The sequence below is a fragment of the Actinoplanes sp. NPDC049802 genome, assembly GCF_040656595.1.
Taxonomy (GTDB): Bacteria; Actinomycetota; Actinomycetes; order Mycobacteriales; family Micromonosporaceae; genus Actinoplanes.
On the sequence record NZ_JBFAMR010000010.1, the window covers coordinates 108,740 to 126,840 of the forward strand.

At 68.0% G+C, this 18,101-nt stretch carries 17 protein-coding genes; 5 read left to right on the plus strand and 12 right to left on the minus strand.

The genetic code is table 11. The features are described from left to right. Positions 1–76: 76 nt before the first annotated feature. The gene (locus tag AB0I88_RS10370; protein WP_361020895.1) at positions 77–1,042 is read right to left on the minus strand and encodes a hypothetical protein; all 966 of its coding nucleotides are present in this window, start codon (positions 1,040–1,042) and stop codon (positions 77–79) included. Positions 1,043–1,391: 349 nt separating this feature from the next. Here AB0I88_RS10370 and AB0I88_RS10375 point away from each other — a divergent pair, with 349 nt between their 5' ends. Both AB0I88_RS10375 and AB0I88_RS10380 read left to right on the plus strand, forming a co-directional pair. After that, positions 1,392–1,979, plus strand: coding sequence for a DUF6416 domain-containing protein (locus AB0I88_RS10375; RefSeq protein ID WP_361020897.1), 588 nt, complete (start codon positions 1,392–1,394; stop codon positions 1,977–1,979). 266 nt (positions 1,980–2,245) lie between these two features. Next, positions 2,246–2,518: a hypothetical protein gene (locus tag AB0I88_RS10380; protein ID WP_361020993.1), complete on the plus strand. Its 273-nt coding sequence runs from the start codon at positions 2,246–2,248 to the stop codon at positions 2,516–2,518. 28 nt (positions 2,519–2,546) lie between these two features. On the opposite strand, the gene AB0I88_RS10385 is transcribed toward AB0I88_RS10380, so the two are convergent. Together AB0I88_RS10385 and AB0I88_RS10390 are read right to left on the minus strand one after the other, a co-directional pair. Further along, entirely contained in the window at positions 2,547–3,875 is a 1,329-nt protein-coding gene (locus AB0I88_RS10385; RefSeq protein WP_361020899.1) for a hypothetical protein, read from the minus strand. 62 nt (positions 3,876–3,937) lie between these two features. Beyond that, positions 3,938–4,714, minus strand: coding sequence for an IclR family transcriptional regulator (locus tag AB0I88_RS10390; protein ID WP_361020901.1), 777 nt, complete (start codon positions 4,712–4,714; stop codon positions 3,938–3,940). Between the two features lie 107 nt (positions 4,715–4,821). Here AB0I88_RS10390 and AB0I88_RS10395 point away from each other — a divergent pair, with 107 nt between their 5' ends. The 3 genes from AB0I88_RS10395 to AB0I88_RS10405 are packed head-to-tail and all read left to right on the plus strand — an operon-like array spanning position 4,822 to position 7,002. After that, positions 4,822–5,853 carry an aromatic ring-hydroxylating dioxygenase subunit alpha gene (locus AB0I88_RS10395; protein ID WP_361020903.1) on the plus strand — a complete coding sequence of 344 codons (1,032 nt, stop codon included), beginning with the start codon at positions 4,822–4,824 and terminating at the stop codon, positions 5,851–5,853. Next, a complete protein-coding gene (locus AB0I88_RS10400; protein WP_361020905.1) occupies positions 5,850–6,098 on the plus strand; it encodes a hypothetical protein in 249 nt (82 codons plus the stop codon). The genes AB0I88_RS10395 and AB0I88_RS10400 overlap by 4 nt, the downstream gene beginning before the upstream one ends. Continuing rightward, positions 6,082–7,002: a PDR/VanB family oxidoreductase gene (locus AB0I88_RS10405; RefSeq protein WP_361020907.1), complete on the plus strand. Its 921-nt coding sequence runs from the start codon at positions 6,082–6,084 to the stop codon at positions 7,000–7,002. The genes AB0I88_RS10400 and AB0I88_RS10405 overlap by 17 nt, the downstream gene beginning before the upstream one ends. Before the next feature lie 235 nt (positions 7,003–7,237). Here the strand turns inward: AB0I88_RS10405 and AB0I88_RS10410 are convergent, their stop codons facing one another. From AB0I88_RS10410 to AB0I88_RS10450, 9 genes are all read right to left on the minus strand, one after another. Then, on the minus strand, positions 7,238–7,846 hold the full coding sequence (locus tag AB0I88_RS10410) for a transposase (protein WP_361020909.1): 609 nt from the start codon (positions 7,844–7,846) through the stop codon (positions 7,238–7,240). After that, positions 7,771–8,316, minus strand: coding sequence for a winged helix-turn-helix domain-containing protein (locus AB0I88_RS10415; RefSeq protein WP_361020911.1), 546 nt, complete (start codon positions 8,314–8,316; stop codon positions 7,771–7,773). Before AB0I88_RS10415 ends, AB0I88_RS10410 begins: the two co-directional genes overlap by 76 nt. Before the next feature lie 314 nt (positions 8,317–8,630). After that, positions 8,631–9,065, minus strand: a complete 435-nt coding sequence (locus tag AB0I88_RS10420; protein ID WP_361020913.1) for a hypothetical protein — start codon at positions 9,063–9,065, stop codon at positions 8,631–8,633. Between the two features lie 366 nt (positions 9,066–9,431). Continuing rightward, positions 9,432–9,776: a hypothetical protein gene (locus tag AB0I88_RS10425; protein ID WP_361020915.1), complete on the minus strand. Its 345-nt coding sequence runs from the start codon at positions 9,774–9,776 to the stop codon at positions 9,432–9,434. 137 nt (positions 9,777–9,913) lie between these two features. Beyond that, complete coding sequence (locus tag AB0I88_RS10430; protein WP_361020917.1) at positions 9,914–11,296, minus strand: non-reducing end alpha-L-arabinofuranosidase family hydrolase; 1,383 nt, start codon at positions 11,294–11,296, stop codon at positions 9,914–9,916. Positions 11,297–11,305: 9 nt separating this feature from the next. Continuing rightward, positions 11,306–13,330: a family 43 glycosylhydrolase gene (locus AB0I88_RS10435; RefSeq protein WP_361020919.1), complete on the minus strand. Its 2,025-nt coding sequence runs from the start codon at positions 13,328–13,330 to the stop codon at positions 11,306–11,308. Beyond that, entirely contained in the window at positions 13,327–14,412 is a 1,086-nt protein-coding gene (locus AB0I88_RS10440; RefSeq protein ID WP_361020921.1) for a ricin-type beta-trefoil lectin domain protein, read from the minus strand. The genes AB0I88_RS10435 and AB0I88_RS10440 overlap by 4 nt, the downstream gene beginning before the upstream one ends. A gap of 201 nt (positions 14,413–14,613) precedes the next feature. Then, complete coding sequence (locus AB0I88_RS10445; RefSeq protein ID WP_361020923.1) at positions 14,614–14,910, minus strand: hypothetical protein; 297 nt, start codon at positions 14,908–14,910, stop codon at positions 14,614–14,616. Between the two features lie 326 nt (positions 14,911–15,236). Beyond that, positions 15,237–18,086, minus strand: coding sequence for a glycoside hydrolase N-terminal domain-containing protein (locus AB0I88_RS10450; RefSeq protein ID WP_361020925.1), 2,850 nt, complete (start codon positions 18,084–18,086; stop codon positions 15,237–15,239). Positions 18,087–18,101: the final 15 nt, after the last annotated feature.

Sequence of the window (18,101 nt, forward strand, 5' to 3'; positions counted from 1 at the left end):
CGGTCGGCCCAGCCTGCGTGGAGTAGCCCATATCGATAGACGCTGGGCATCGGCTCAGACTGAGCCGATGAGGCCGTTAGGCGTGGTGCCTGTGCTGCCGGAACCGGTCGGTGACGTCCTCGTTCGGGCACTGCAGGGCGCCTTTCAGGTTCACGGTAACGGTAGCGGGTACGACCTCGGTCCCGGTGCCGAACGTGACCGGCGCTCCCGAGGGCGAGACGACGAGGTGTCCTGCAGCGCGGTGGTAGCGCTTGAGGTCGAGTTCGGCCCGACACACGTCGAAGAAGCTCGCCTTCAACACCTTTACCACGGTGGCTCCGCCGTTCAGATGTGCACGGACACGGCGGTCGTCGCCGACGCCGAACTTGAGCAGTCCGCGATGCCGGACGAGATAGAGCAGGTAGGGGTCGTCGTGGCGAGCCCGGGCGCTACGCGAACCCGGCGGCGGCGGACAGGTGACGCATTCCAGGATCCGCTCACGCGGCTTGAGTAGCTGCAGGGTGCCGCACTCCTGGTGATGGCCCCAGGTACCGTGCGATCGCGCCCGCTGACGTCCGGCGTTCCAGGGCATGCCGCAGAGGTCCAAGGCTTGGACGGTCCAGCCGTCGCGTTCGAAGTACTGGGATTCCTTTACCACCGCTCGTTCGTTGAGGAACGCGGCTGCGTCTCTGAGCAAGCCCGAGGTGTAGCTGAGCCCGGCACGGAACTCGTCGAAGCTACGGCGCTGTGCCGGCTTGGATCGGCGGTCCAGCAGTACCTGACCGCGACGGTAGTGGACTGGATCGCTACGTTTGTCCAGGCATAGATGGCAGCGGGTCGTCCAGCCCGGGGCGCACGCTCGCATCCGGCGGCAGCGCAGGCAGCGCTGGATTTCGATGCCAGCATCGGCCGAGCCGGGCAGGTCGACCAGTTCTGTACTGGCGACGACGAGGTCGGCACATGCCTGACAACTGAAACACCAGGCGACATCCGGGCCTCGAACACCCGCAGGCCGACTGCGCGGCAACGATCGTAGACAGTTTCCACAGCAGATACCGGTCATGCGTGTAGGAAACCCTTCACCTTCGTGTCCGAGAAGACGATTCCCGATGCCTCGGCCAATCTGGCCCGCGTTCCGCACGCGCTTCCGGGCCAGCATTAACACCTGCGGAGCCATCGAGGCGTACGGCGGATGCTGACCGTATCGGCGGGCATCCGATCGACCTGAGAAATCGGTTACATCGAGTGTGCAAATGGATGGTCGTGGTTCACAGGCACTCAGCCGGGTCAGCGGCTACCGAACGTAACGGTGATGTTGCAGCGGCCGCACCGACGTGGCGACGGAGACAACCCGGGATAGGCCGCACCGGCGAATCGTCCGGAAACGTGAACCCGAGCCGATGGTGGCGGGCATGACCGTTCTCTCCAACGGGCCGGCGCCGGATCTGCTCCGGCTCATGACGTACACGGTGATCGGCCTCGTGGACGAGGACGCCGATCAACCGGAATTGCTGATCGCCGCGATCATCGAGGGCGAAGCCGCGACCGGTGAGGTCACAGAGCACTGCGGGCCGGACGATCGATACGCGCGATTCTGTCGTCAGGTGCCGGCAGCGTCGGCCGAGGACGCCGCGCGGCAGTGCCACGAGCAGGTCGCTGAGGAATACGAGTGCCACGCCTATCCGGACTGGGCCGCGACCGACCAGAAGCTCTATCAGGACTTCATCTTCCAGTTCCTCAGCCCGAACGCCCGGGCGATCCTGGCCGTGCTGGCGCAGCGGCCCGGCCGGCAGTACACCGGTGAGCAATTGGCGGCAATCACCGGGATGCGGAACTCAAAGGTGGTAGCGGGAACCTTCGCTCATCCGGGAATGCTCAACTTCGAGGTCGAGCGCACCTCCTTCTGGTCCACCGGCAGGGCGGCCAATGGTCGCTGTGTGTACTGGCTGACCGACGCACAGGCCCGGCTATTCCGACGCTCGGAAGAGCAAGATCGGTGAATCGGTGCGCAGTGACGGGCAGGGAAGCCACGGGATCGGCTCGAACGCCTCGGCTCGCCCCAATGCGCCGCTGGCGGGTGGAGAGCGGTCTGCCGCCGAGAGTTCTCGCCGTGATCGGCCGCCCGGAGGTTCTCGTCTTAGCATTGTCGGTACGCGGAGGTGGCAGCATGGCCCCCATGCCGACCGGTGTGATGCCGACGATTCCCTCTCGGCTTAGGTTCGCGCTGGCTCGATGGGACGACGGTGGCCGGCAGGGCCAGCCGGCCATGCGGTGGAGAAGGCAGACGTGGCAGGCCACCGTTCCGGAGCATCATGACCTGCTGGCGTCGTTGCCTGATGCTATAGACCGCGCGACCGTGGCGAAACGCGCGGCCTGCGCTGCCGACGGCGAGGCCGAGGCGGTCCAGACGTTCGTGACCGCGATGGTGTGGGGGTACGGGCCGGGCCGCGTACGGCGCCTTCCGTACCGCCCGGGTGCTGACGGAGAACCCGCAAGCCGCGCAGACGTTTCGCGAGGCAGCGCACCATGTACGTCGTGACGAGGTCGAGCCGGCGGAAACGGCACAGCTACCGGAGAAGACGTTGGACGCTCATCAGCGTTTCTCCGGCCAGTGGTGTCGTCACCTGCTCGTTGTTCTCGCAGCGGTCGAGGAACCAGGCGTCCTTGACCCGGCGTACGGTGACCTCGACGTTCGGGCCGGTCCCGTGCCACACCGCGTCGGTGATCGAGGCGCCGAATCGGGATCGCCGGAACATGCCCACCTTCTTCAGGGCGGCGCAGGCTGTGCACCGGCCGTCGGCGTCCGCCAGGCAGCCTGCGCAGACTCCGCCGGTGCACAGCACACAAGGGCGTACCGAGTCATGGCAGGCGGCGCAGGTGTCGGTCCGGCAGGTGGCGCAGCGGCTGACCAGGTCGACCAGGTGGTGGGCACGACAGGCGTACGCGCTGCGCAACGGCCGTCCGGTGACGGCGTCAAGGAGGTGGCCCTGGACGGTCCCTCCCGGCACGTCGTACCCGGTCGTGATGGTGTGCCCGGACAGCAACCGCCAGGTCTCCTCGACTCGCTGCCCGATCCGGACCCAGGACTGCCCGAACCCGTGTCCGTCGACCAGGCGCAGCAGTTCGGTGACGAGCTGAGGTAAAAGGGTGTTCTCCGCGTGTGGGGCCGTCGGCGGTGTGTCCGGGGTGAGGAGGGCGAGTGCCTCGGCGGCCGATACGATCGCGTTTCCGGCCTCCGCCTCGCTGTGGTGATAGCTGACGCGGCGTTCCAAGAGTTCGGCCCTGACGATCACTGGACCGTGCAGGCGCGCCCCGGCGGGCATGGCGATGACCGAGGTCAGCGTGTTCGGGCCGCGGACGAGGGCGCCGAGTGCTCCCCGGTGCAGGTCTTCAACGCGGTCGTCGCCGATCCGGTGCCACACCGGAGGCTCTTCACCGTTACGCACACCGAGGAGGGCGAAGCCGCCGACCGCTGCGATCGCCGCCTGCCATCGGTCCAGCTCCGCGGTGAAGAGGATCTTCGGGACAGGGTTCCAGCCGGCGAGCGCCCATGACGGTTGTCCGGTGGCCGCCCGCCAGCCGCCGATCTGCACCGCTACGGCGTCGCCCGTGACGTGGCGCCGGGCCAGCCCGCGGCCGTCGACGATGACTGTGGTCTCGGTCTTCTGCCGCCGTACGAGCAGTCTGGTCGTCGCGGGAGGTGGTGCGACTTTGCGGGCGGTCTTGCGGATGGTCCTGCCGTCCGCGAGATCAGTCGGTTCAGGTAGCGGCTCGATCGTCACTTGCGTCTCGACCAGTGCGGCGAGTTCGGTGCGCAGCGCCTCGTCCGGAATGCTCTCGGGGCTGCCGACGGCCGGCGGCTCCAGGGTTCCGGCATGCTGTGACCCGTCGATCATGAGGGCCCATTGCAGGGTGGCTCCGGTGACGCGGTCCAGTGCGACAGCCGCCGTTGGAGGAGTCAGTCAGAGGCGGCGAGGGCGCGAGAGATGGCCCGGGCGCTGGAGCGAACCAGCGGCGACAACGCGTGCGGGGAGAACGAGCCATACCGCACGACCAGGGAGACGGCGGCGATCACCGCGTTGTGTCGATCGCGGATCGGGGCCGCGACCGACAGCGCATCGACTGTCACCTGGCGATCGCTGACCGCGAAGCCGTTGGTGCGTACGTCCGCCAGCATCCGGAACAGGACCTGCGGGTCAGTGATGGTGTGCGGGGTGAATCGTTCGATCGTCGTGGACAGAATCTCCTGTTGCACCTCCCGCGGTGCGTGGGCAAGGAGTACCAGCCCGACCCCGGTCGCGGACAGAGCGAAGCGGCCGCCCACCCGGGTGTGTACCGGCACGGCGCGGCTGCCGGCGATCCGTTCGACGAAAACCAGCTCGCTGCCCTCACGGACCGCGAGTTGCACATTTTCCTGCGTGACCTGGGACAGGTCCTCGAGGTAGGGCAGCGCCCGCTCGCGCAGCCCCTGCCCGCGCGGGGCGAGCGCGGCCACCTCCCACAGCCGCAGCCCAACGTTGTAGCGGCCTGCCGCGTCGCGTTCCAGCGCGCCCCAGGCGACCAGCTCGGCGGCCAGCCGGTGCACGGTCGACAGTGGCAGGCCCGCACGACGGGCGAGGTCGGTGAGGGTGAGCGAGGTGTGCTGCGGGCCGAACGCCTCGAAGATCTGCAACGCACGGCTGACTACAGGCCCGGTGGCCGGGCGGACCGAGGGCCGACGTCTCGCGGGATCCACGGACGGAGTCTCCGACCGTTTCCGTAATACGGAAAGACCCGATGGCAGGATGCGACACCGGTCACATAATCACGTCACCGAACCCTCGGGCACGGCGGAGGCAGACGATGACATCCTTCATTCAGAACCAGTGGTACGTGGCCGCCTACGGCCGTGAGGTCGCACGGACCCCGTTTTCTCGCACCGTCTGCGGCGAGTCGATTCTGCTCTGGCGCACCGAGGCAGGGGCGATCACCGCGATGTCGGACCGGTGTGTGCATCGCCGCTTCCCGCTGTCCGAGCAGCCCAGCCACCTGGTCGGCGACACCGTCGTCTGCGGCTACCACGGCTTCACCTACGGCGCCGACGGCGTATGCGTGGCCGTGCCGGGACAGACCCGGGTGCCACGGACCGCGCGGCTGCGCACCTATCCGGTGGTCGAACAGGACTCGTTCGTCTGGGTGTTCATCGGCGACCCGGCGCTGGCCGACGGCGTACGCATCCCCCGCGCTCCGTGGCTCGACCAGGACGGATGGACCGCGGTCTCCGGCATGGAGCCGCTCGCCGCTCGGGCCGGCCTGCTGATCGACAACCTGATGGACCTGTCGCACGAGACGTACCTGCACGGCGGCTACATCGGCACCCCCGAGGTCGCCGAGACGCCGATCAGCACGACCGTCGACGAGAAGGCCGGAATCGTCCATGTGTCCCGGCACATGGCCGACGCCGCCTGCCCGCCGTTCTACGCCGAGTCCACCGGGATCACCGGTCGGATCACCCGCTGGCAGGACATCGAATACACGCCGCCGTGCCTGTACAAGCTGCACAGCCGGGTCGCGCCGGCCGGGATCCTGCCGAACGCCGACGGCACCGACCCGGACGCGTTCCACGTCGAGGTGGTCTACGCGATCACCCCGGAGACCGAGAGCAGCACGCACGACTTCTGGGCGGTGGCTCGCGACTTCGCCCTCGACGACCAGGGTGTGAGCGACTTTCTCGCGGAGAGCAACCGGACCGTCGTGCTGCAGGACGTCACCGCGCTCGACGCTCTGGAACGGGTGATCGCCGGCGAGCCGGACGGCTATCAGGAACTGTCGATCAACATCGATACGGGCGGGCTGGCCGCCCGCCGCATGATCGCCAAAATGGCCGGCCGATGAGCGAGAAGATCCTGCGCGTCGACTGGATGCCCGGCTCGGACCGGCTGCACGGGCGCTGCCACTGCCGGGCCGAGGCCGAGGCCGACGATCCGATCGCCTTGTGGGAGTGGCTCCAGTCGCATCCCGACCACCCGCCAGACGGGCCGGCCCAGCCGGCGGTCACGCCGTTGCCGCGACCGCCGGCGCACGTGGTCACCGAGGCCCGCCGAATCCGCCGGGAGGTACCGCGTGCTGCTGCGTATTAGCCGGCGGACCGAGATCGCCGACAGGGTGGTGGCCCTGGACCTACGCCACCCGGAGGGCGCGGACCTGCCCGAATGGGAGCCCGGCGCGCACGTCGACGTGATTCTGAGCGCCGGTCTGGTCCGGCAGTACTCGCTGTGCGGCGATCCGGGCGACCGCTCGGTGTGGCGGATCGCGGTACGCCGGGAGGCCGACGGCCGCGGCGGCTCCCGGCACGTCCACGACCGACTTGCCGAGAACGACCAGGTGGAGGTGAGTGAGCCCCGTAACCGCTTCCCGCTGCGCTCTGCGGTCCGCTACCTGTTCATCGCCGGCGGAATCGGTATCACGCCGATCCTGCCGATGATCGCCGAGGTGGCCGCCGCCGGAGCCGGGTGGGAACTGCACTACGCCGGACGGAACATCACGTCGATGCCTTTCGGTCACGGGCTGACCAGCTCGTACGGCGATCAGGTGTTCCTGTATCCCGAGGATACGCACGGTCTGATGGACCTGGATGCGCTGCTCGACGGCTCAGCGCCGGACACGCTCGTCTACTGTTGCGGGCCGGAGAGCCTGCTGCGTGCCGTGGAGCAGCGCAGACATCCGGTACACCTCGAGCGCTTCACCCCTGAGGAGCGGGCTCAGCCCGTACCGGATCGCGCGTTTGATGTTGATCTTGAGAGGAGTGGGCTGACGGTGACCGTGCCCGCCGATCGGTCCGTCCTCGACGTGCTCGAAAGAGCCGGCGTGGAGGTGTTGTCCTCGTGCCGGGAAGGCACGTGCGGCACCTGCGAGACCGCCGTCCTCGACGGTGTCGTCGATCATCGTGACAGTCTGCTCAGCGAGGACGAACGGGCGGCCCACGACACCATGTTCATCTGCGTGTCCCGGGCTGTGGGAGATCGGCTCGTACTGGACCTCTGACACACGTGTGTCCACGAGCAGGAGCCGGTGGCACTCAACCGCTCGGGATCGCCAACCGGCGATCTCCCGCTCCCTCGGACGCGGGCCGGCTCCTGGTCAGGTCGTGTCGCCTCGCTGCCACTACGCTCGGCACGAGGTTGATCGGCCGTCGGCCCGGGCTCTGAGACACGCGCGAGTGATCGCCGTCGATCTGATGGGCGTTGGAGATGCCCAAAGCTCTAGACATCTTTCGGGGTCAGGGTCTGGCTGGGGCTGGTGGGGATAGTCCGGTGCTGGCGAGGTAGCCGTCGACCAGGTCGTGGCGGTATTGCATGCGTTTGAGTCGTGTCTTCACCGCTGCGGCCAAGGTAGTGGCGGTGCGGACGGCGTGGTTGGCCATGCTGCGTTTCAGCGTCGACCAGACCTTTTCGACGGGGTCGAGCTCGGGCGCGTAGGACGGCAACTCGTAGACGCGTAGCCAGGACCGGCGGGCGATCGCGGCGCGAATGGCTGGGGTCTTGTGCTGCGACAGCCGGTCCCAGATCAGGACGATCGGGCCCTGCAGCTGCTGGTGGGCGGCGTCGAGCAGGCCGATCAGCTGCGGTTCGCGGAATCCTTTCTGCTCGCCTTTGCGGCCGCGGTAGAGCAGGGTGCGGTAGATCATCCGGCTGCGGTGCCCGGGCCGGTAGCAGCACAACCCGGCCACCGATACCCGTACGGTGCCCTTCGCGGTCACCTTGACGATCGGGGTCACGCCCTTCGGCGCCCAGGTGGTGGCCTTGCAAGCTCTCAGCGTCTGTCCGCACTCGTCGGCGAAACAGATCCACGCGCCGCTTCTCGCGGCGACTCTTTTAGCGCCGGCCACCGGTATCTGCGCCAGTGGGCGATCGCGTCCTCGTCGCGTTCGATCGCCCGGTGCACCGGCATCTGGGCGGTGTAGCCGAGCCGTTGCATGGCCTGCCACGCCGTGGTCACCCCGACCCGCAGGTGGAACAGCGTCGCGATCAGGGCGGCCACCCGGGCGAGGGTCCACCGCTGGTCCTCGCCGTAACCGGCCGCCGCGGGACCGGCGTCCAGACGCTGGCGTAGCCGCTGCAACTGGGTGTCCGACAGCTTCGGGTCCGGACCCGGGGCGCCCTTGGAGGCCAGCGCGGCGGTTCCGCCGGCTGTCCACGCCCGCCGCCACTGGTAGGCCGACTTCTCCGACACTTCCAGGATCTTCGCGACCCGAGGCGTCGGCACGCCCGCCGCGAACAGGCCCGCTGCCTGCCAGCGCACCTGCTCACGCCGTTCCCGCTGGGCCTGGTTCAGGCCACCGCCATCGCCGTATCGCATGCTTCCAGCACACCCGAAACCACCGAAACGGGTCGATCCCCCAAAAGCGTCTTCAATAGACCTGGCACAAACCCTGACCCCGAAAGATGTCTAGTGGTCCGCGGCGGCCGGGAAGGCCATCGGCCGGTCGAAGCCACCGACCTCTTCGTGCCCTTCCTGACCGAGAACGACTTCGAGGTCCGGATCGCCGATTCCACAGCCGTCTATGCCGACGCCCCGACCATGACCGAAACCGATCACATCGTGCAGTGCGTGACCATGCCCTCGATCGAGAGGGAGGAGCTCGCCGGGCTCCGCGAACTCAATCGGTTAAGTTATCGATGGCGATCGATGCTTGCAACCTCGTCAAGAGGCCAGAATCCGACACGCAGGCGCTCAGGGTCGCCGTCGGTCACCTCGACGCGCACGCCGTAACGCCCCGGCGGCCCGACGGTCAGCACCGGACTGCACACCCGCTCGCCGAGGAACGTGAGCACCGCCGTGCCGTCCCGTAGCTCCATCTCCGTCACGTCGGTGGCGTCCGCATCAGGTGACGACGACGGCTCGCCGTCCCAGGCCTCCAGGCTGACGATCGCGGGATGGCTGCGCTCATTCGAACTGATCAGGTACAACTCGTCCGGGCCGGCGTAACATAGCCGTCTCCGGCTGAAGTCCGGCGCCAGCGTTCCGCCCCCGCTGCCGCCGAGCACCAGGATGAGCCGTCGCTCCGGCCGGACCTCACCCGTCACCACATCGAGCCTGTTCGACATGGCCCTCAGGGTAGAAGAAGTGCGGTGGCCCGCCACTGACCCGAGCGATGTCTCGGCGCTGCCCATGTGGGCGCGCATCGAGGCCCGGCGACGACGACAGCCTCCGACTTGATTCCCGTCGTGGCGCTCGGCAAGCAGTAGGCCAGACGTCGGGGGTCCCTCACTGGGCCTCTGCTGTACTGCTGGCTCCTGATCTTAAGGCGCAGACCGTGACGGCCGGGTACGCGCGAACGCGGTCAGGGTCCTGTGCACCCACGCCTTCGATCATCCGGTGCCGAGGCAGGCCATCACCGTGAACCGAGATGATCTCGACCTACACGTAAGGCTCGAGGTACTGGCGGACGCTCAACGGCAGGTCCGTAGCCTCTACCGAGCGGGCGGCCCGGCCCCGGCGCCCGCTGCGCGCGTGGCAGCGACCAGGGCCAGGACACCCGCACCGAGGATGGGTAGTCCGATCGACAGGATGCCGAGAAGGCCGAGTGCCACCATCATCATGCCCGACACCGCCAGCACCGACCGGCGCCCGGGCGCTGCGCGAGCTGCACCATAGATCGAAAGAAGTGCTGCGATCGCCAGTCCGGCGAGGAACCAGGCCGCCACCTGACCGCCCTGCTGACGTATCAGTCCTGCATAGAGAAAGATCATGATCAGGGCGATCGCACCCGCAATCGCTGCCGGAAGATCCCAACCGTTCCGCGATCCGGAGGTCATGATTCATCGTTGCAGATCCTGTGGGCGCTCACCACACCGGCCGTCTTCGGTGATGAATGCCGCCGCTCCCCGAGGGGCCCTCGTTACGCATGGAGGTATGCGCCAGGGCGGGTGATGAGCCGCCCTGGCGCGAACGTTCAGCGTTGCCGGGTGAGCAGACCGGGCCGCCACGGCAGCTGGTTGTAGTCGCCGCCGGCGTTGGGGTTCTTGCCCTGGTAGAGCAGTTGCAGGTTGCAGGGGTCGATGGTCTTGGTCTGGTCCGGGTTGGTGCGGACCAGGTCGCCGTGGCTGATGTCGTTGGTCCAGGTGGCGCCGCTGTTGGCCTTGCCGGCGAACGGGTTGCTCTCGGTGGCGGCCTGCGGCGTCCAGTTGCCGTTGAGGCTGGTGGCGGTGAACGACCGGAAGTACCGGCTGCCGCTGGACCCGATCGCCTCGACGATCATCAGGTACTGATTCTGGCCCTGCACCTTGTAGACCTCGGGCGCTTCGAACAGGTTGTTCCTCGTGTCGCTCATGATCGTGGTGTAGGAGGAGCCGAAGCTGCCGGGGAAGTTCCCGAGCGGCATGCCGGCCCGGTAGATCTTGCCGTTGTCACCGGCGAAGAACAGGTACATGTTCTGCCCGTCGGCGATCAGGGTCTGGTCGATCGGGCCGGTGCCGGAGTCGGAGATGCTGCCGGTGAACAGCGGCTGCGGCGCGGACCAGCCGTTGGGGTTGGTCGGGTCGCTGGAGGTGCGGTAGATGAACGGCCACGCGCCCCATTGGTAGGCCAGCACCCAGATGTTCTTCGGGGCGAAGTAGAGCAGTGTGGGGGCCACGGCGCCCTGGCTCATCCCGTTCTGGCCGGTGGTGGCCATGTCGGACCAGTTGGTGAACGGGGTGAAGTTCATCGAGCCGTACGAGGAGCCGTTGACGTTGGAGGCGTACACCAGGTGTTTGCCGTTGTGGACGACGTTGGTGAAGTCCTTGAGCGAGACCCAGCCGTTCTTCGGGTTCGCCAGCACGCCGCTCGACGTCCACCGGTAACTCGACGGCAGCGTGCAGTTGCCGCCGGGGGTGGACGGTGAGTTCGACGGTGCGGGGCTCGACGGTGAGCTCGGCACCGGCGCCCCGGTGCACGCCACGCCGTTGAGGCTGAAGGCCGACGGGACGGGGTTGCTGCCGGTCCACGAGCCGGTGAAGCCGAACGACACCGAGCCGTTCGTCGGCACCGAACCGTTGTAGGCCACGTTGGCCGCGGTCACCGTCGTGCCGCTCTGGCTCACCGTGGCGTTCCACGCCTGGCTGACCTTCTGCCCGGCGCCGTAGGCCCAGGTCAGTGTCCAGCCGGAGAGCGGGTCGCCGAGGTTCGTGACGGCCACGTCGGCGTTGAAGCCGCCCTGCCATTGCGACGACACGGTGTAGTTCACCGAGCAGCCGGCCGCGGCGGCGCCCGCGGGCAGGGTCACCGCGACCGCCGCCGAGGCCGTCACCAGGGCGGCCGACACCATGCCGACCTGAATCGATCGAGATCCGGTCATCAGTGCTCCTTAAGGCGCGGTGAGGTCGAAGCGGTTGACGGTGACCGCGCCGCCGAGGGACTGGGTGGCGTAGTTGAAGATGCCGAAGCGGTAGCCCATGAAGAACTGCCAGGCGTTGTTGAGGGTGAACGCCGGGCCCAGCGTGGTGAAGGTGCTGCCGTTGGTGCTGTAGGAGAAGGTGGCCGTACGCCCGGATCCGGGTCTGATGTCGGCGGTGGCCCGCAACCAGATCCTGCCGCCGGAGACGGTCGCACCTGCGGCCTCGGTGCCGGTGCCGGTGGTGGCCCAGCTGGAGTTCATGGTGAGGCCGTTGGTCATCGAGACCCGGGTGACGCCGTTGTCCTTGCGGATGCCGATCCACGCCGACTGGTCGCGCAGCATGGCGAGCCCGGACCGGTCGCCGTTGGCCATCTGGGAGTAGTCCAGTTCGATGGTCGCGGTCGAGGACGGTCCCTGGATGCGGTGGGTGAGCGTGTTGCGGGCGTTGTAGAGGTCGTTGGTGACGGTCGCGGTGGACAGCCGGAGCCCGTTGCCGACGCTGTATCTGCTGGTGTCGGGGTTGTGGTTCCATTCCCAGCGGCGTCCGAGGGTGGGGCCGGTGAAGGTGTCCGGCCCGATCATCGATGAGACGGTCTTCGAGGTGGTGATGTTCGGCTTCGGGTAGGTGGCGCCCCAGCGGCCGTTGACCGTGGTCAGCACCGGCCAGTCGTTGCTCCAGGTGATCGGGGCCAGTGTCGGCACCCGCCCGCCGGGATAGGCGTCGGTGAACGCCATGTACCACCAGTCACCGTTCTGCGTCTGGACCAGACCGCCCTGGTGCGGCACTCCCCCGCCGGAAATCGGACCGGGAAGATCAAGAAGGACCTGGCGTTGCTCGTACGGGCCCCACGGGCTCGTTGATCGCAGGACGTACTGGCCGTTGGCGGGGCGGGTGAGCCAGATGTAGTAGTAGTTGCCGCGCTTGTACATGCGCGCGCCCTCGAGGGTGCCGATGTTCGACGGGGTGGTGTAGACCGTCTGCGCCCGCACCTGCGAGGTCAGATCGGACGACAGCTGGGCGACGCTGATCGTGCCGTTGCCGTAGGCCACATACGGGGTGTCGTTGTCGAACAGCAGACCGGCGTCGTAGTAGCAGTTGTTGATCCGCGCCTTCTTCGACCACGTCGCGTCGACCGCCGACGCCGTGTAGACGTAGGTGCGGTTGAACTCGGTGCAGCCCAGCCAGTAGTAGGTGCTGTTGCTGGGCCGGTAGTTCAACGTCGATGCCCAGATGCCCTTCACGTAGGCGCGGCCGCCGGACAGGTCGTAGGCGGCCGAGTCGAAGTCCAGCCGGGGCACCGAGTGCCCGGCGTACTCCCAGTTGACCAGGTCGTACGAGCGCAGGATCGGTGCGCCCGGGGAGTAGTGCATGGTCGACGCCGAGTAGTAGTAGGCGTCGCCGACCCGGATGATGTCGCCGTCGGCGAAGTCCTGCCACACCACCGGGTTGGTGAAGGTTCCGGTGCCCGGTGTGCTCGTGCCGAGTTTGACGAGTTGCCACTGCTGGTTGGCGCCGTTCCAGTCGGTGTACTGGACGATGTTCGCGCCGTCTGCGGTGGACGCGCCCTGCACCTCCACCGCCTTGCCGCTGCTGCGGCTGATCAGCTGGATGTAGCCGTCGATGTCCTGCACGCTGAACTGCTGGTTGGTGGCGTTGTTGTCGGTCCATTGGATGACGGCGGCCCCGTCGGCGGTGGAATTGCCGGTGATGTCAAGGACCTTGCCGGACAGCTTGGACCTCAGGCGGTAGAAACCGCCGCCGGAGTCGACGAACTGCCACTGCTGCTGGCCCTGGTCGTTTCGGCTCCACTGGGTGATCCGGGCACCGTCGTTGGTGGCCTGGTTGTAAAGGTCGAGGGCCTTCCCGCTGGTCCGGTTGACCAGCACGTAGGAGGCGCTGGTGTCGATCGTGGCGGCGGACGCGGTGCCGGTGACGGCGAGACCGAGCGTCATGCCCAGCAGTGCGACGACGGTGGCCGCGGCGAGTCTTCTCATCGTCTGGTCCAGTTCTGTGCGGCGGACCCGGTACAGGTTCGCAGGGTGACGGTGGAGCCGTTGGTGGTATTGCCGCTCTCCGCGCACAGACCCGACTGGGCGTTGCGTATCGTGCCGCCGGAGGTGTGGCTCCACCGCTGGTTGGCGGCGCCGCTGCAATCCCATAGCTGGGCCCTGGCGCCGCTGGTGGCGCCGGTCGGCGAGTCGAGGCATTTGCCCAGCGAGCGCAGGGTCTGCCCGTCGTAGGCCCACCGCTGGTTGGCGGCGCCGCTGCAGTCCCAGATGATCGGCTGGGTGCCGTTGGCGGTGCTGCTGCCGGGGACGTCCAGGCAGCGCCCGGAAGCGGCATTGACCAGCGCGTTGCCGCTGCCGCTGCTCGGGTCGCCGATGGTGCCCGGCACCGAGCGCAGTGCGGCGTACCAGGTGGCGGCCATCTTGTCGTAGCCGGCGGCGGTCGGGTGGATGCCGTCGATCAGGTCGGCGGTGGTGAGGGCGGCGTGCATGTCGACCAGGTGCACTCGCGAGCCCTTGCTTCGCACGATCGTGGACAGGGCCGCGTTGTAGGTGCGGGCGGCAGCCTCCTGACCGGAGTTGGCGAGCGGGATGATCGTGGCCACGAAAACGTCCGCCGACGGCACGGTGCTGGTGATCCGGTCGATCAGGGTGGACAGCCGGCCCGGCGCGCCGGACACGTTGTAGTTCTGCAGGATGTCGTTGGTGCCGATGTGCAGCAGCACGGTGCGCGGGGTGGTGGTGCGCAGCCAGCCGGTGACGTTGGCATCGATCTGGTCGATGCGCCAGCCGGGATGGCCCTGGTGGTCGTGGTCGCCGAGGTTGGCCGGCCCGTTGAACTGGGTGCCGACGAAGTCGGCGCGGTATCCGGCGGACGCCAGGCGCTGCCAGAGCCCGATCCGGTAGCCGCCTGGGATCTGGGTGCCTTCGGTGATGGAGTCGCCGAGCGGCATGACGCGGGTGCCGCCGTTGGATTCGGCGGCCGCCGCGGCGGGATGGAAGAGCACAAAGGCAACGGCAAGAGCAGCAGCGAGTACGGTCGAATGGAATCGCCGACTTCGAGTGGGCATGGCAAAGCCTCCTGGGTAACGAGCAGGCTCGTTATCGCTCACCCGTCCACTTCTGGCGCGCTGTGGACGGACGGGCGAATCGGGGATGAGAGCGCTAACACTCCCATGGGAGATTGCCAGGATGTTTCGAGACATTCAAGGCTGACTTTTTGAGCGCTCGACCGCGCTCACATCGTGAAAGAAATCGTTTCCGCGAAAGTGTTATGCGACCGACCTGCTCATTGTCGGGTTCGCATCTCCAGGAATTGCGCTGGCCTGCTGGGCCTGCGCACACGCCTGCGCCAGTGTCTGGCCGTTGAGCCGGGCCGCGTAGTCGTTCTGCGCGTAGGCGTAGGAGTTGTACTGCGTCGCGGTGGCCGAGCCGCCCGACGACTGCTGATTCTGATACCACTGCTCGCCGTGGTAGAGCGTGACAGCAGTGCCAGCGATCGCGACTACCCCGAGGATCGCCCATCCCACCGGGTTCGAACCGAGCGCGACGCCGCCGAACAAGCCCAAGGCCGCCGGATTGTGCCCGCTGGTGTCGATGTTGTTGAGCGGGCTGGAGTTGCCAAATGAGCACCGGTTGGCCTGCGCAACGGGATCCGGCGGCAGCGCGTAGGTGTCGGCGGGATCTCAAGATCAAACCGCACCGTTTTGGTGTCGTGGGCATACATGAGCCACACGCCCAGATCATGACAAATGTCCAGTTTTTCCTCCGGTGCGGCCACTTTCAGAACGGCGGCGATCCCACCGAGTTCCTCGAAGGATAGAAGCCGGGCGAACCCGTTGGAGAGATCCGCGCGACCGTTCCAGCGAACCGGCCAGGCGTGGAGTTCGGTCGATCAGATTCGCTGGAGCTGGAAACGCTGGTTGGCGCCGCTGCCGGGGGTCCACTGCGAGATCCGCGCACCGTCGGCGGTGGAGGCCTGCCACACGTCCAAGGCCAGTCCGCTCTGGCGGTTGACCAGCCTGACCACCCCGCTGCCCTGGTCCTCCACCAGCCACTGCTGGCCGGCCGAGTTGGCGTCGGGCTGCTGGGTGACGTCGGCACCGGTGCCGGTGCCGGCGACCTGGAGGACGAGACCGCTGTGCCGGGCCCGGATCCGGTAGTAGCCGCCGCCGGAGGACAGGAAATCGAACTGCTGGTTGAGACCGGTGCCGGCCTGCCACTGGATCAGCAGCGCGCCCGCGGCGGTCGACGTGCCGGTGATGTCGGCGGCCTTTCCGCTGTGCTGGGCGACCAGCCGGTAGTTCACGCCGGGTTCCACCGGCCCCGACCGCGCGGCCGAGCTGCGATAGGTGTGGCCGGCCTGGACGGCGAACTGCACGAGGTCGGTCTCCAGCCGCGTCGGTTGCACGGTGGCTCCGCTCGTCTCGTCGCGCAGTTCGAAGGTGCCGGTGAAGACACGGCTGCGGACCCGGACCGTGCCGCTGCGGTCGGGGGTGATGACGAGTGCGGTTCCGGTGGCGTTCCAGGAGGCACCGACGGTGTAGCCGCCCCGGCCGCGCAGACCGGTGACGCTACCGGCCGGCCAGGCTGACGGCAGTGCGGGCAGTACGTGCAGTTCCCCGTTGTGGCTGTGCAGCAGCATCTCGGCGATGCCCGAGGTGGCGCCGAAGTTGCCGTCGATCTGGAACGGCGGGTGCAGGTCGAACATGTTGGGCGCGAGCCGGTCGGTCCGCACCAGGTCGCGGACGAGTTTGTGGGCGCGCGCGCCGTCTTCCAGCCGCGCCCAGAAATTGATCTTCCACGCCAGCGACCAGCCGGTGCCGTCGTCGCCGCGCAGTTCCAGGGTCTGGCGCGCGGCCTGGTACAGCTGCGGCGTTCCCCGCCGGGTGATCTGGTTGCTCGGATGCAGGCCGTACAGGTGGGAGACGTGCCGGTGTGTCCGTTCGGTCTCCACCCAGTCGGCGAGCCACTCCTGGATGTTGCCACGTGAGCCGACCCGGGTCGGTGCCAGCCTGTCTCGTGCCGCCAGGATCTGGCCGCGGAAGGAAGCGTCCACACCGAGGACCTCGGTGGCCCGTGCGACGCCGTTGAACAGGTCGCGCAGGATCTGGTTGTCCATCGTCGGCCCGGCGCACACGCTGGCGTTCGGGTGGTGGGGCAGTTCCGGGGAGTTCGAGGGGTTGGTGACCAGATATCCGAGCGACGGGTGGGTCACCAGCGAGTCGAGGAAGAACTGTGCGGCGCCTTTCATCGCGGGATAGTTGGCGCGGAGGAAGTCGACGTCTCCGGTGAACTGGTAGTGGTCCCACAGCATCGTGGCGAGCCAGGCGCCCCCGGTCTGCCACATGCCCCACAACGCGCCGTCGACGACGGACGACCCGCGCCAGGCGTCAGTGTTGTGGTGGGTCACCCAGCCGCCGGCGCCGTACTGCACGCTTGCGGTGCGGGCGCCGGTGACCGTCAGGTCCTTGACCATGTCGGCGACCGGCAGGAAGCATTCGGCGAGGTTGGTGGAATCGGCCGGCCAGTAGTTCATCGGCAGGTTCGCGTTGACGGTGTATTTGGAGTCCCAGGACGGTGCCATCTCCTGGTTCCAGATGCCTTGCAGGTTCGCCGGCTGGGTGCCCGGTCGCGAGGAGGCGATCAGCAGGTACCGGCCGTACTGGAACAGCAGGGCCGAGAACTGCGGGTCGTTGACGCTCGCGTGCTGGGCGATGCGTACGTCGGTGGTCTGATCGGCCGCCGCGGTGCGGCCCAGATCGATCGTCACCCGGTTGAACAGCGCCTGGTGATCGGCGATGTGCCGGGTGCGCAGCTGGTCGAAGGCGGCGTTGCGGGCGGCGGTCAGGTGCCGCCGTGCGATGCCCTGATAGTCGCCGTTGACCGTGCGGTAGTCGACGTAGCTGGACCCGATGGACACCAGCACGGTGACGCTGGTGGCACCGGAGACCCGCAGCGTGCCGCCGGAGCTGCTGACTGTGCCCCCGGCGGCGCTCGCTGCAGCCAGGGCGAGGAACCGGACGGAGCCGGCAATGCCTTCCATGGCGCCGGTGATGCCGTCGAGGGCGATCGTCGTGGAATCCGGGCTGGACGCGGTCGTCTTCTGCGGGCTGTCGAACGTGGCGGTGAAGGTGATCGCGTTGGCACGGTCGGCCGTCAGCCGAATCGCCACGACCTGGTCGGGGGCACTCGCGAACACCTCCCGTTGATACCGCACGCCGTTGAGCACGTACGTGGCGGTCGCCGTGGCGGTGGTCAGGTCCAGAGTCCGGTTGTACTGCGAGGCGCCGCTGGCGCTGCCGAACGCGAGCCGCAGATTGCCGACGGGCTGGTACGCCAGCTGCCCCACGGGGTTGCCGAGCATCGTCTGGTTGATCAGATCCTGGGCCGAGGTCCACTGGTCGGCGAAGACCCGCCGCCGGATCTCGGCGAGGTTGGCCGCACCGCGGGTGTTGGCCGAGTCGTAGGGTCCGCCCGCCCACACGGTGTCCTCGTTGAGTTGTAGGCGTTCGGTGTCGATGTTGCCGAACACCATGGCGCCGAGGCGCCCGTTGCCGAGCGGCAGTGCCCGCAGCCAGTCCGTTCCCGCGGGCTCGTCGTACCAGAGCGCCAGGTCCCCGGCGGCCGGCACGCCCGCCGGCGGCGCCGTGCCGGCCCGGGCGGCAGCGGTCCACCCGGTCGGCAGCAGTGCGGCGCCGGCCATCCCGGCGGCGAGCAGGTTCCTGCGTGTCACCTCAGTCATGCGATGTCTCCTCGC

Coding starts and splice junctions, on each gene's coding strand:
- AB0I88_RS10420 (WP_361020913.1), bottom strand. CDS start 9,065: ATGTCGAACAGGCTCGATGTGGTGACGGGTGAGGTCCGGCCGGAGCGA.
- AB0I88_RS10435 (WP_361020919.1), bottom strand. CDS start 13,330: ATGAGAAGACTCGCCGCGGCCACCGTCGTCGCACTGCTGGGCATGACG.
- AB0I88_RS10370 (WP_361020895.1), bottom strand. CDS start 1,042: ATGACCGGTATCTGCTGTGGAAACTGTCTACGATCGTTGCCGCGCAGT.
- AB0I88_RS10375 (WP_361020897.1), top strand. CDS start 1,392: ATGACCGTTCTCTCCAACGGGCCGGCGCCGGATCTGCTCCGGCTCATG.
- AB0I88_RS10380 (WP_361020993.1), top strand. CDS start 2,246: ATGCGGTGGAGAAGGCAGACGTGGCAGGCCACCGTTCCGGAGCATCAT.
- AB0I88_RS10385 (WP_361020899.1), bottom strand. CDS start 3,875: ATGATCGACGGGTCACAGCATGCCGGAACCCTGGAGCCGCCGGCCGTC.
- AB0I88_RS10440 (WP_361020921.1), bottom strand. CDS start 14,412: ATGCCCACTCGAAGTCGGCGATTCCATTCGACCGTACTCGCTGCTGCT.
- AB0I88_RS10395 (WP_361020903.1), top strand. CDS start 4,822: ATGACATCCTTCATTCAGAACCAGTGGTACGTGGCCGCCTACGGCCGT.
- AB0I88_RS10430 (WP_361020917.1), bottom strand. CDS start 11,296: ATGACCGGATCTCGATCGATTCAGGTCGGCATGGTGTCGGCCGCCCTG.
- AB0I88_RS10400 (WP_361020905.1), top strand. CDS start 5,850: ATGAGCGAGAAGATCCTGCGCGTCGACTGGATGCCCGGCTCGGACCGG.
- AB0I88_RS10425 (WP_361020915.1), bottom strand. CDS start 9,776: ATGACCTCCGGATCGCGGAACGGTTGGGATCTTCCGGCAGCGATTGCG.
- AB0I88_RS10415 (WP_361020911.1), bottom strand. CDS start 8,316: ATGCGATACGGCGATGGCGGTGGCCTGAACCAGGCCCAGCGGGAACGG.
- AB0I88_RS10450 (WP_361020925.1), bottom strand. CDS start 18,086: ATGACTGAGGTGACACGCAGGAACCTGCTCGCCGCCGGGATGGCCGGC.